General features: G+C 33.4%; 5 protein-coding genes. 1 reads left to right on the top strand and 4 read right to left on the bottom strand.

Translation table 11 applies throughout. The features are described from left to right. Nucleotides 1-6: 6 nt before the first annotated feature. On the bottom strand, nucleotides 7-10479 hold the full coding sequence (locus AB0T67_RS01675) for a T9SS type B sorting domain-containing protein (protein WP_369218871.1): 10473 nt from the start codon (nucleotides 10477-10479) through the stop codon (nucleotides 7-9). Between the two features lie 618 nt (nucleotides 10480-11097). On the opposite strand from AB0T67_RS01675, the gene mnmE reads away from it, so the two are divergent. Next, a complete protein-coding gene (gene mnmE, locus AB0T67_RS01670) occupies nucleotides 11098-12492 on the top strand; it encodes a tRNA uridine-5-carboxymethylaminomethyl(34) synthesis GTPase MnmE (RefSeq protein WP_369218870.1) in 1395 nt (464 codons plus the stop codon). A 479-nt stretch (nucleotides 12493-12971) separates the two neighbouring features. On the opposite strand, the gene AB0T67_RS01665 is transcribed toward mnmE, so the two are convergent. The 3 genes from AB0T67_RS01665 to AB0T67_RS01655 form a co-directional block, all read right to left on the bottom strand. Then, nucleotides 12972-13175, bottom strand: coding sequence for a hypothetical protein (locus AB0T67_RS01665; protein ID WP_369218869.1), 204 nt, complete (start codon nucleotides 13173-13175; stop codon nucleotides 12972-12974). Between the two features lie 160 nt (nucleotides 13176-13335). Further along, complete coding sequence (locus tag AB0T67_RS01660) at nucleotides 13336-13758, bottom strand: hypothetical protein (RefSeq protein WP_369218868.1); 423 nt, start codon at nucleotides 13756-13758, stop codon at nucleotides 13336-13338. Nucleotides 13759-13763: 5 nt separating this feature from the next. After that, nucleotides 13764-14429 carry a hypothetical protein gene (locus AB0T67_RS01655; protein WP_369218867.1) on the bottom strand — a complete coding sequence of 222 codons (666 nt, stop codon included), beginning with the start codon at nucleotides 14427-14429 and terminating at the stop codon, nucleotides 13764-13766. Between the last annotated feature and the right edge of the window lie 74 nt (nucleotides 14430-14503).

Below are 14503 nucleotides of genomic sequence, written 5' to 3'. Positions count from 1 at the left end.
TATATATTACTTGGTTGCTAAATAAATTGCTCCTGTAAATGGTTTTAACCCACTATTCTCTAATATGACAATGTAATAATATGTTCCCGCAGGCAACTTCTCACCACTTCCAAAAGTTAGTCCTTCTGAGACTCCATTCCAATTATTAGTATAATTACTCGACTTGTAAACTCTTCCTCCCCAACGATTAAAAATCTTTACACTTACTCTAAACCCACATGATTCAGCTCCTGCTACTTTAAAATATTCATTCAATGAGTCACCATTTGGTGTTACTGCTTTTGATATCTTAATATCATCTTTACCACATGGTAAAACAATACATTCATCATTTATATTTATAATAACCTGTGTAACGAGTATACAAAAATCATTAGAAACTGTGTAGTTAAAAATATAATCACCTAAAGAAAGATTTAAAGGATCAAAAACCCCATTTGAAAGCGATAAATTATCTCCTTTCACAAGAGTCCATTTACCTTTATATGATGAAATATTACTATCTACTAAGTAATTATTTAAATCAATTTCACCATCATCAATACATCTCGAATCTTCTATTACACTTGTATTTTTATTAACCGTAACATTTATATTTTGTGTAAAACTAGTAGTATTACCACAAGAATCAGTCGCTATCCAATTTCTTTTAATTAAATAATCGTTACCTGTTCCATTAAATGTATTATCCTCTTCAAATTCAACCTTAATATTATTACTTGAACAATTATCTGTAAATTCTAAAGTAGGAACTTCTGGTATATTATCACACGCTACATTAATATCATTAATATCTGTTACTAATTCTGGTGCATTATTATCTATAACCATAATTTTTTGAGTATGACTAGAAGTATTACCTGCACAATCTTTAAGATTCCACGTTCTTATTATTCTATATTCGGAATCACATTGGTTAGGTATTCTTGTTATATTTTCTGTATACACTAACTCTAAATCAGAAGAAAGACTACAATTATCTGATACTAATAAAACACCAGCTTCTGGTACCTCATCACAACTCACACTTATATCCTGTGGTAATTCACCCATAAAACTTGGCTTGATTGTATCTTCAATTGTAATAACTTGGTCTTCCGTGGTGGTGTTTCCACAAGCATCGCTTAAACTCCATGTACGCGTGATTACTTTTGATCCCTCACAAGTTCCTGCTGTTTCAACATCGGTAAAGGTTGCGTCTAATGTGGTATCACAGTTATCTGACTCATCAGTTACATCTCCTGTTGCTATTACCGATACATCAAAAGTACAGTTCGTATCTGTTGAAATTGTGATATCCGAAGGAACTGTAAATGTTGGCTTGATTGTATCTTCAATCGTAATAACTTGGTCTTTTGTTGTGGTGTTTCCACAAACATCGCTTAAACTCCATGTACGCGTGATTACTTTTGAGCCATCACAACTTCCTGCTGTTTCAATATCGGTAAAGGTTGCGTCTAATGTGGTATCACAGTTATCTGACTCGTCAGTTACATCTCCTGTTGCTATTACCGATACATCAAAAGTACAGTTCGTATCTGTTGATATTGTGATATCCGAAGGAACTGTAAATGTTGGCTTGATTGTATCTTCAATTGTAATTGTTTGATCTTTCGTGGTGGTGTTTCCACAAGCATCGCTTAAACTCCATGTACGCGTGATTACTTTTGAGCCATCACAACTTCCTGCTGTTTCAACATCGGTAAAGGTTGCGTCTAATGTGGTATCACAGTTATCTGACTCATCAGTTACATCTCCTGTTTTGATTACCGATACATCAAAAGTACAGTTCGTATCTGTTGAAATTGTGATATCCGAAGGAACTGTAAAACTTGGTTTGATAGTATCTTCAATCGTAATAACTTGGTCTTTTGTTGTGGTGTTTCCACAAGCATCGCTTAAACTCCATGTACGCGTGATTACTTTTGAGCCATCACAACTTCCTGCTGTTTCAATATCGGTAAAGGTTGCGTCTAATGTGGTATCACAGTTATCTGACTCGTCAGTTACATCTCCTGTTTTGATTACCGATACATCAAAAGTACAGTTCGTATCTGTTGATATTGTGATACCCGAAGGAACTGTAAAACTTGGTTTGATAGTATCTTCAATCGTAATAACTTGGTCTTTTGTTGTGGTGTTTCCACAAACATCGCTTAAACTCCATGTACGCGTGATTACTTTTGAGCCATCACAACTTCCTGCTGTTTCAACATCGGTAAAGGTTGCGTCTAATGTGGTATCACAGTTATCTGACTCGTCAGTTACATCTCCTGTTGCTATTACCGATACATCAAAAGTACAGTTCGTATCTGTTGAAATTGTGATATCCGAAGGAACTGTAAAACTTGGTTTGATAGTATCTTCAATCGTAATAACTTGGTCTTTTGTTGTGGTGTTTCCACAAGCATCGCTTAAACTCCATGTACGCGTGATTACTTTTGAGCCATCACAACTTCCTGCTGTTTCAATATCGGTAAAGGTTGCGTCTAATGTGGTATCACAGTTATCTGACTCGTCAGTTACATCTCCTGTTTTGATTACCGATACATCAAAAGTACAGTTCGTATCTGTTGATATTGTGATACCCGAAGGAACTGTAAAACTTGGTTTGATAGTATCTTCAATCGTAATAACTTGGTCTTTTGTTGTGGTGTTTCCACAAACATCGCTTAAACTCCATGTACGCGTGATTACTTTTGAGCCATCACAACTTCCTGCTGTTTCAACATCTGTAAAGGTTGCGTCTAATGTGGTATCACAGTTATCTGACTCATCAGTTACATCTCCTGTTGCTATTACCGATACATCAAAAGTACAGTTCGTATCTGTTGATATTGTGATATCCGAAGGAACTGTAAATGTTGGCTTGATTGTATCTTCAATTGTAATTGTTTGGTCTTTCGTGGTGGTGTTTCCACAAGCATCGCTTAAACTCCATGTACGCGTGATTACTTTTGAGCCATCACAACTTCCTGCTGTTTCAACATCGGTAAAGGTTGCGTCTAATGTGGTATCACAGTTATCTGACTCATCAGTTACATCTCCTGTTTTGATTACCGATACATCAAAAGTACAGTTCGTATCTGTTGAAATTGTGATATCCGAAGGAACTGTAAAACTTGGTTTGATAGTATCTTCTATAGTAATAACTTGGTCTTTTGTTGTGGTGTTTCCACAAGCATCGCTTAAACTCCATGTTCTCGTGATTACTTTTGAGCCATCACAACTTCCTGCTGTTTCAACATCTGTAAAGGTTGCGTCTAATGTGGTATCACAGTTATCTGACTCGTCAGTTACATCTCCTGTTGCTATTACCGATACATCAAAAGTACAGTTCGTATCTGTTGATATTGTGATATCCGAAGGAACTGTAAATGTTGGCTTGATTGTATCTTCAATTGTAATTGTTTGATCTTTCGTGGTGGTGTTTCCACAAGCATCGCTTAAACTCCATGTACGCGTGATTACTTTTGAGCCATCACAACTTCCTGCTGTTTCAACATCGGTAAAGGTTGCATCTAATGTGGTATCACAGTTATCTGACTCATCAGTTACATCTCCTGTTGCTATTACCGATACATCAAAAGTACAGTTCGTATCTGTTGATATTGTGATATCCGAAGGAACTGTAAATGTTGGCTTGATTGTATCTTCAATTGTAATTGTTTGGTCTTTCGTGGTGGTGTTTCCACAAGCATCGCTTAAACTCCATGTTCTCTTGATTACTTTTGAGCCATCACAACTTCCTGCTGTTTCAATATCGGTAAAGGTTGCGTCTAATGTGGTATCACAGTTATCTGACTCATCAGTTACATCTCCTGTTGCTATTACCGATACATCAAAAGTACAGTTCGTATCTGTTGATATTGTGATATCCGAAGGAACTGTAAATGTTGGCTTGATTGTATCTTCAATTGTAATTGTTTGATCTTTCGTGGTGGTGTTTCCACAAGCATCGCTTAAACTCCATGTACGCGTGATTACTTTTGAGCCATCACAACTTCCTGCTGTTTCAACATCGGTAAAGGTTGCATCTAATGTGGTATCACAGTTATCTGACTCATCAGTTACATCTCCTGTTGCTATTACCGATACATCAAAAGTACAGTTCGTATCTGTTGATATTGTGATATCCGAAGGAACTGTAAATGTTGGCTTGATTGTATCTTCAATTGTAATTGTTTGGTCTTTCGTGGTGGTGTTTCCACAAGCATCGCTTAAACTCCATGTTCTCTTGATTACTTTTGAGCCATCACAACTTCCTGCTGTTTCAATATCGGTAAAGGTTGCGTCTAATGTGGTATCACAGTTATCTGACTCATCAGTTACATCTCCTGTTGCTATTACCGATACATCAAATGTACAGTTCGTATCTGTTGATATTGTGATATCCGAAGGAACTGTAAATGTTGGCTTGATTGTATCTTCAATTGTAATTGTTTGATCTTTGGTTGTGGTGTTTCCACAAGCATCGCTTAAACTCCATGTACGCGTGATTACTTTTGAGCCATCACAAGTTCCTGCTGTTTCAACATCGGTAAAGGTTGCGTCTAATGTGGTATCACAGTTATCTGACTCGTCAGTTACATCTCCTGTTTTGATTACCGATACATCAAAAGTACAGTTCGTATCTGTTGATATTGTGATATCCGAAGGAACTGTAAATGTTGGCTTGATTGTATCTTCAATTGTAATTGTTTGGTCTTTCGTGGTGGTGTTTCCACAAGCATCGCTTAAACTCCATGTTCTCTTGATTACTTTTGAGCCATCACAACTTCCTGCTGTTTCAATATCGGTAAAGGTTGCGTCTAATGTGGTATCACAGTTATCTGACTCGTCAGTTACATCTCCTGTTTTGATTACCGATACATCAAAAGTACAGTTCGTATCTGTTGATATTGTGATATCCGAAGGAACTGTAAATGTTGGCTTGATTGTATCTTCAATTGTAATTGTTTGGTCTTTCGTGGTGGTGTTTCCACAAGCATCGCTTAAACTCCATGTTCTCTTGATTACTTTTGAGCCATCACAACTTCCTGCTGTTTCAATATCGGTAAAGGTTGCGTCTAATGTGGTATCACAGTTATCTGACTCATCAGTTACATCTCCTGTTGCTATTACCGATACATCAAATGTACAGTTCGTATCTGTTGATATTGTGATATCCGAAGGAACTGTAAATGTTGGCTTGATTGTATCTTCAATTGTAATTGTTTGATCTTTCGTGGTGGTGTTTCCACAAGCATCGCTTAAACTCCATGTACGCGTGATTACTTTTGAGCCATCACAAGTTCCTGCTGTTTCAACATCGGTAAAGGTTGCGTCTAATGTGGTATCACAGTTATCTGACTCGTCAGTTACATCTCCTGTTTTGATTACCGATACATCAAAAGTACAGTTCGTATCTGTTGATATTGTGATATCCGAAGGAACTGTAAATGTTGGCTTGATAGTATCTTCAATTGTAATTGTTTGGTCTTTCGTGGTGGTGTTTCCACAAGCATCGCTTAAACTCCATGTTCTCGTGATTACTTTTGAGCCATCACAAGTTCCTGCTGTTTCAACATCGGTAAAGGTTGCATCTAATGTGGTATCACAGTTATCTGACTCATCAGTTACATCTCCTGTTGCTATTACCGATACATCAAAAGTACAGTTCGTATCTGTTGATATTGTGATATCCGAAGGAACTGTAAATGTTGGCTTGATTGTATCTTCAATTGTAATTGTTTGGTCTTTCGTGGTGGTGTTTCCACAAGCATCGCTTAAACTCCATGTTCTCTTGATTACTTTTGAGCCATCACAACTTCCTGCTGTTTCAACATCTGTAAAGGTTGCGTCTAATGTGGTATCACAGTTATCTGACTCATCAGTTACATCTCCTGTTGCTATTACCGATACATCAAAAGTACAGTTCGTATCTGTTGATATTGTGATATCCGAAGGAACTGTAAATGTTGGCTTGATTGTATCTTCAATTGTAATTGTTTGGTCTTTCGTGGTGGTGTTTCCACAAGCATCGCTTAAACTCCATGTACGCGTGATTACTTTTGAGCCATCACAAGTTCCTGCTGTTTCAACATCGGTAAAGGTTGCGTCTAATGTGGTATCACAGTTATCTGACTCGTCAGTTACATCTCCTGTTGCTATTACCGATACATCAAAAGTACAGTTCGTATCTGTTGATATTGTGATATCCGAAGGAACTGTAAAACTTGGTTTGATAGTATCTTCAATCGTAATAACTTGGTCTTTTGTTGTGGTGTTTCCACAAACATCGCTTAAACTCCATGTACGCGTGATTACTTTTGAGCCATCACAACTTCCTGCTGTTTCAACATCGGTAAAGGTTGCATCTAATGTGGTATCACAGTTATCTGACTCATCAGTTACATCTCCTGTTGCTATTACCGATACATCAAAAGTACAGTTCGTATCTGTTGATATTGTGATATCCGAAGGAACTGTAAATGTTGGCTTGATTGTATCTTCAATTGTAATTGTTTGGTCTTTCGTGGTGGTGTTTCCACAAGCATCGCTTAAACTCCATGTTCTCTTGATTACTTTTGAGCCATCACAACTTCCTGCTGTTTCAACATCGGTAAAGGTTGCGTCTAATGTGGTATCACAGTTATCTGACTCATCAGTTACATCTCCTGTTGCTATTACCGATACATCAAAAGTACAGTTCGTATCTGTTGATATTGTGATATCCGAAGGAACTGTAAATGTTGGCTTGATTGTATCTTCAATTGTAATTGTTTGGTCTTTCGTGGTGGTGTTTCCACAAGCATCGCTTAAACTCCATGTACGCGTGATTACTTTTGAGCCATCACAAGTTCCTGCTGTTTCAACATCGGTAAAGGTTGCGTCTAATGTGGTATCACAGTTATCTGACTCGTCAGTTACATCTCCTGTTTTGATTACCGATACATCAAAAGTACAGTTCGTATCTGTTGATATTGTGATATCCGAAGGAACTGTAAAACTTGGTTTGATAGTATCTTCAATCGTAATAACTTGGTCTTTTGTTGTGGTGTTTCCACAAACATCGCTTAAACTCCATGTACGCGTGATTACTTTTGAGCCATCACAACTTCCTGCTGTTTCAACATCGGTAAAGGTTGCATCTAATGTGGTATCGCAATTATCTGACTCGTCAGTTACATCTCCTGTTGCTATTACCGATACATCAAAAGTACAGTTCGTATCTGTTGATATTGTGATATCCGAAGGAACTGTAAATGTTGGCTTGATTGTATCTTCAATTGTAATTGTTTGATCTTTCGTGGTGGTGTTTCCACAAGCATCGCTTAAACTCCATGTACGCGTGATTACTTTTGAGCCATCACAACTTCCTGCTGTTTCAACATCGGTAAAGGTTGCGTCTAATGTGGTATCACAGTTATCTGACTCATCAGTTACATCTCCTGTTTTGATTACCGATACATCAAAAGTACAGTTCGTATCTGTTGAAATTGTGATATCCGAAGGAACTGTAAAACTTGGTTTGATAGTATCTTCTATAGTAATAACTTGGTCTTTTGTTGTGGTGTTTCCACAAGCATCGCTTAAACTCCATGTTCTCGTGATTACTTTTGAGCCATCACAACTTCCTGCTGTTTCAATATCGGTAAAGGTTGCGTCTAATGTGGTATCACAGTTATCTGACTCGTCAGTTACATCTCCTGTTTTGATTACCGATACATCAAAAGTACAGTTCGTATCTGTTGATATTGTGATATCCGAAGGAACTGTAAATGTTGGCTTGATTGTATCTTCAATTGTAATTGTTTGATCTTTCGTGGTGGTGTTTCCACAAGCATCGCTTAAACTCCATGTTCTCGTGATTACTTTTGAGCCATCACAACTTCCTGCTGTTTCAACATCTGTAAAGGTTGCGTCTAATGTGGTATCGCAATTATCTGACTCATCAGTTACATCTCCTGTTGCTATTACCGATACATCAAAAGTACAGTTCGTATCTGTTGATATTGTGATATCCGAAGGAACTGTAAATGTTGGCTTGATTGTATCTTCAATTGTAATAACTTGGTCTTTTGTTGTGGTGTTTCCACAAGCATCGCTTAAACTCCATGTTCTCGTGATTACTTTTGAGCCATCACAACTTCCTGCTGTTTCAACATCTGTAAAGGTTGCGTCTAATGTGGTATCGCAATTATCTGACTCATCAGTTACATCTCCTGTTGCTATTACCGATACATCAAAAGTACAGTTCGTATCTGTTGATATTGTGATATCCGAAGGAACTGTAAATGTTGGCTTGATTGTATCTTCAATCGTAATAATTAATGTATCTATTCCTATTTTACCGCAAGCATCAGTAACCTTAAAAGTTCTTAAAACTTTAGTTATACAACCATTATAAGAAATAATTTCATCTTTATATGTAATCGCAACAATATTTGTATCATCACTTACAGAATATCCTATAGTATTAAAATCAATAATATTAACAAGAACTTCTGTTAAACTAAATTTATACCTAGCATTTACTGAAGTTATATTATTTTGATTACATGTTTCAATAAGTAATGCATCTGGAACAATAATTACTGGTACTTCATTATCTAAAGAAATAAGTGTTGTTGAAATTGATTTTTCACAATCATTAGCATCAGTAACTGTAACTGTATATAAACCTGTGCTAAGATTATTAATATCTTGAGTTATTGCACCATTACTCCACAAATAACTATAATTACCTGTTCCTCCTGTCACAGACAAATCAATACCTCCATCGATTCCGCCACAACTTAAATCACTCCCTAACAAAGATAAAGATAACTCATCAGGTGAATTAATTGTATACTTTTCATTAAAAGAACATCCTTGCTTATCGGTAATAACAACCGTATAATCTCCTGCTCCTAAATTTGATATATCTTTAGTTCTAGATCCATTACTCCAATTATATAAATAATCACCATAGCCTCCTGAAACCGTTAATTCAATACTTCCATCATTACCATTATAACATTTAGTATTATTTATTAACTCTACAACTTTTATTGGATCTGCTAAAGCAATCGATTTTTCTTCTTTTCCTGATGACAAAGTACAACCTATGGCTGGATAAACCGAGCCATATTCTAATTCAGCTCTAAAATCACCTGTAAAATCATCACTTCCTGTATAATTAAACACTCCATTTCCAGTAGATGATGTACCTACTAAAACATTATTTAAAAAAAAATTCCATAAATAAGTTCCTGTAACACCTCCACAGGAATCTCCACTTAAGCTAAAAGAATAATTAATTGAATTTAAACATTTTTCTCTATTAATTTCAATATTCTTTACTGGACAAGGTATACATATGTCTGGATTATCAAAAACTTTAGTAGTTTCAATACAATCTGAATTTATATATTTTAGAGTAGATACACTTTGAGTAACATTACCACAGTAATTAGGATCTGTTGCTAGTATCGAATATTTTAAAGTAAGTGTTTCGTTTAATACTTTATCTATTTCCCAATTGATAGTATTATTTACAAATGAACCTGTGCCTTTATCTATATCTAAAGTACTACTTGATGTTAGACTTCCATGTATTATTTCATATGCATCAGCTACTATATCTTTAACTAAAGGTTCACCAGGTAAAGATACAGCTGCAGGTATTAATTGCCCTAAAATTGTACTATAAATACTAGTTAAATCTGCTGCATTATCTGTGTAAAAGGCACCACTATTCTGTATATTATCTAAAGTATACTTTGAACTATTTTTTTCATCAGGATTTAACGTACCTCTAAATCCTACTGTAAATATAGATTGATTATAAGTAACTCCTTTAACAGTAGTTGTTTCAACTTCTTTTGCTGCTGAAATAGCTTGTCTCTGACAATCAGTATCAATAGCCACAGAAGGACAATATACTGAAGAAGGAGGGTTATTATAAGAATTAGGAACACCATCTGTTAACAACACAATACTTCTTGTTGTTTTACACTTAAAAGTATTATTTCCTTTAGAATTAGAAAACACCTCGCCAGCTTTCAGCAAAGCATCCTGCATATTAGTACCTGTCGTTGGTAATAGATTATTAATAGTAGCTTCTAATACAGCTTGGTTTGAAGTCAATGTAGTTAAAATAGTTGCATCATAATTATAACTAACTATAGATATTTTATTCTTTCCTGTTGGATTATTTATAGGAGAAAGTAATTTCGCAACAAAATCTCTTGCGGCATCCTTTGCGAAGTCCATAATAGGCTTCGTATTTCCCGTACCATCATCTACCGGATGTTGCATACTCCCTGAAACATCAATAAGTAAAACTACTTCTTGAGGTGCTTCAGGTGGAGTTCCTTTTATAGTAAGTGTAACGTCAAATTGCTTACAGTTTGCTGGATTATTTGCTATTTCTTTAGATATAAAAACATCTTCTTGAGCACTTAATATCTGTAATGAGAATAGTGCTAAAATGTACAGTAAATTAAATTTCATAATAAGGTGCATTACAATGTTAAATTAAAGTTAAATATTAATGAACACATAAATAAAACAAACTTATTCACTTTTACCCTACTTAAATTTAAATCTACAATAACATAATTCAAATTAACTATAATACTATCTACCAATAAATTACAATAAAAAATATTATTTTTTAAAAGTGTTACAATAGTTTTTATCTTTCTTTTTTTTTCAACAATTAACCCAGTTACACATTTCTTAAACTTAATAAAATATAAGTTTTGTGTATTAGTAAATGATGCTGTATTAATACACAAACATAAAAAAGTACTCATTTTTTCCATAGTTTTTATTTATCAAAATTCTAAACCCTTATAATAAAATTACAGAGTTTATAGGGGACATATAAAAGGGTGGGGGAAATTTATTTTATAACACTTTTTTAAGGGGAGGGGTGTTTTTTAAATACAAAACATAAAGCTATCAGCAAAAAAGCTCAAAGTCAATGAGTTACATATAAAGGACAAATATAAACTTTTTTTTTTAAAAAAAAATTTTTCACTAAAAAAAACATATTCACTTTTTTTTGTAAAAAAATTACTATAAATAATTTATGTTTTTTTAATAGCTTATAGCTAATTTTGTAACATGATACAAAATGATACTATTATTGCTATGGCAACTCCATCAGGTATTGGAGCTATTGCTGTAATTAGACTTTCTGGTGAAAAAGCTATTGAAATAGTGAATACTTTTTTCAAATCGATAAAATCAAAAAAATCTTTACTTACTCAAAAAACACATACCTTACACTTAGGACACCTTATAGATAATGGAATTATTTTAGATGAAGTATTGATTTCTATCTTTAAAAATCCAACATCATATACTGGCGAAAATGTCGTAGAAATTTCGTGTCATGGTTCGGTATTTATTCAGCAAGAAATTATTCAATTATTTTTGAAAAATGGTTGTAGAATGGCTGATAATGGTGAATTTACCATGCGTGCTTTTTTAAACGGAAAAATGGATTTAAGCCAAGCCGAAGCCGTTGCCGATGTTATTGCTTCTAATTCTGCTGCAAGTCATCAAATGGCTATTCAGCAAATGCGTGGCGGAATTACAAACGAATTAAAAGATCTTCGCATACAATTATTAGATTTTGCAGCATTAATTGAACTTGAATTAGATTTTTCTGGCGAAGATGTAGAATTTGCAGACAGAACTAAATTTAAAGAATTAGTCGCTAAAATTACGTTTGTTTTAAAACGATTAATAGATTCTTTTGCCTTTGGAAATGCCATGAAAAATGGAATTCCTGTAGCAATTATTGGAGAACCAAACGTTGGAAAATCAACTTTATTAAACACACTTTTAAACGAAGAAAAAGCCATCGTTTCAGACATTGCAGGAACTACTCGTGATGCCATTGAAGATGATTTAATTATTGAAGGTGTTGCCTTTCGTTTTATTGATACTGCTGGTATTAGAGAAACTGAAGACATTGTTGAAAACATCGGAATTAAAAAAACCTACGAAAAAGCAGAAAATGCACAATTAATTATATTTTTGATTGATGCAAATAAATTCTCATATGCAAGTGAAGAATTTTTACAAGAAATCGAAACTATAAAAGAACGTTTTCCTAACAAACGTCTGTTAGTTATCGCTAATAAAATTGATACTTTATCCTGTCATGACACAGCTATTTTAAAATCAGCTATTGATCCTTTAATTTTATTATCAGCAAAACAAAAAACAGGAATCATAGAATTAAAAGTAGAATTAACATCTTTAGTCAATACAGGTGCTTTAAGTAATAACGAAACAATTGTTACTAATTCACGTCATTTTGAAGCATTAAACAATGCTTTAACTGCCATTACTTCTGTACAACAAGGAATTGATTTAGAAATTTCTACGGATTTATTCTCGATTGATATTCGCGAGTGTTTACGTCATCTTGGAAATATAACTGGTGAATATGATGTTGACAAAGATATTTTAGGACATATTTTTGGTAATTTCTGTATCGGAAAGTAAGTACATAATTAAATAACAACCCCATCTATTAAAGAGGGGATTGTTATTTAATAAAATATCAAGTAAAATACTTTATATTTTTAAAAATCCCAAAACCAATTAAAATTGAAGTTATTAAAATCATAAAAAATATATTTCTGATTAAGTTCAATTCAGTTTCAGCTTTAAAAAATTCAAGTTTACAGTACCTGTATCTCGATTCTCAAAAATTTTAGGATAAAATTATAAACGCATATTTTTATGAAACTCTGTAGTTGTATTTAAAAACTTTACTTGATGAGTTAAACTAGTATTTGCAATCGTATTCATAGTCAATTATAATCGAGGAAAAAAGTAATTTTTTTACTTAATAATTCTCTTTTTTCTATTTTTTGAGACACCTCATCTAGTTACTTTATCATAAATTAACACATTTAACACATATTACTTATTCATTATCGGCAGGGATTGCAAATCCGCGCTAGCGGGATAACATTTTTTTAACTATTTTTCATTTGCTCATATTCAAATGATCGTATCATATTTTCTTTTAAAGGAAAAAAATATCCATTAGTAATACCAACAGTTTCTAATTCATTTTTTATTTCTTCACTTAAATACAATATCCCTGATAACCCCCACAATACATCATAATCGTATTTATATACTTTATTTTTAAATTCTAATTTATTCCTACTTATCATATCCTTACCTCCATAACTCCACTTATATGAACCTAAAATTTTAATTTTCCCAGTTATTATAGCTATTCTTTCACTTGATGATAATATAGAACTCTCAGGGTGAATCTTTATAGGTATATTTTTTCCTTCTGAATTTTGAGTTATTTCTACAAAAGTACATTTAGAATAATCTATAATCTCCTACAGTTGGATGTTTAACTAAAACATGAAATAAAAAATAATCACTATTGCTTTGTTTTAACTCTTTACAATGCAATGATATCGGATAAAAACGATGCTCTGGCAAGCGATATTTTTCTAAAACTTCTTTTATCTTTTTACTAATTACTATATACGTACCTTTTTTGGGTTTAATATCTCCTGTTGTAATATCAGTGTACCAACCTAATACATCTACAAAAGGGGTTTCCCCTTCCCATAAATCAATGTCTTCATAAGCATCTATCATTCTCATTTTTATTGGTAAACTTTCTTTCGCTAACCAAATATTATCATTCATAGGAGCTATTACCTTTCCATAATCCTCTTGATTAATATTAATTGTCCATTGAAAAACTTTATTCTTAAATTCAAAAAATTTCATCTTACTTATTTTATCATTTGTAATAATACATCTTCATTTATTAAATCATCTACTTTTGTGCGTATCCATTTTCCTGATACATCTTTATAACCGATAACAGATTTTTCTAGTAATAATTTTTGTATCCCTTCTTGAACTTTTAAAATTTCATCGTCAAATAAATCAATAGCTCCAGCTTCATTGCCATTTTTAGTTATCAAATGCTTTTTCCATCTTTCATCAAAAAAATCAATTAAAGCTTTATTATATTTTTTATGGTTTGCGTGTACCCCTCTTGCAGCTATAATTCCTTTAGGTTTGGTATAGCCCTCTAACATTATAAGATTTAATAAACCATCGTGATGTTTTCCATTTATATCCATAACAGTATGCCCAATTTTATCATACCATTTTCTATAACCTTCTGACTTCTTTAATGCATCCACTACAAATACGTGATGAGATTGAAAACCATTAAAATGACCAGAATCTTCTAACTTTTTAAAGAAAGCTTTCCAATCGTTTCCTTTAACGGAATAAATAACTTTCTCACCATCTACTACAACTTCAAAAATATATGATTTTTTCATCAATTCATATTGAGCTATTACTATATTTTCAACCGAAATCTCTTTTCTAGATAATGAAGCTATATCACTAAATTTATATTGTGCATTTACTTCAGTAAACAAAAATTTTCTCTAGAAGCAACAGAAAGCATAATAGAACTTAGGTTAAAATATATACAAAACATTAATTAACGCAA

It is taken from the genome of Tenacibaculum salmonis (assembly GCF_041053065.1).
Classification (GTDB): domain Bacteria; phylum Bacteroidota; class Bacteroidia; order Flavobacteriales; family Flavobacteriaceae; genus Polaribacter; species Polaribacter pacificus_A.
The sequence above is the reverse complement of the archived record's forward strand: the minus strand, read 5'-3'. Positions and strand labels throughout refer to the sequence as shown.

Excerpts from the sequence above, each read along its gene's own strand:
- AB0T67_RS01675 (WP_369218871.1), bottom strand. The coding sequence starts at position 10,479 with ATGAAATTTAATTTACTGTACATTTTAGCACTATTCTCATTACAGATA.
- mnmE (WP_369218870.1), top strand. The coding sequence starts at position 11,098 with ATGATACAAAATGATACTATTATTGCTATGGCAACTCCATCAGGTATT.
- AB0T67_RS01665 (WP_369218869.1), bottom strand. The coding sequence starts at position 13,175 with ATGATAAGTAGGAATAAATTAGAATTTAAAAATAAAGTATATAAATAC.
- AB0T67_RS01660 (WP_369218868.1), bottom strand. The coding sequence starts at position 13,758 with ATGAAATTTTTTGAATTTAAGAATAAAGTTTTTCAATGGACAATTAAT.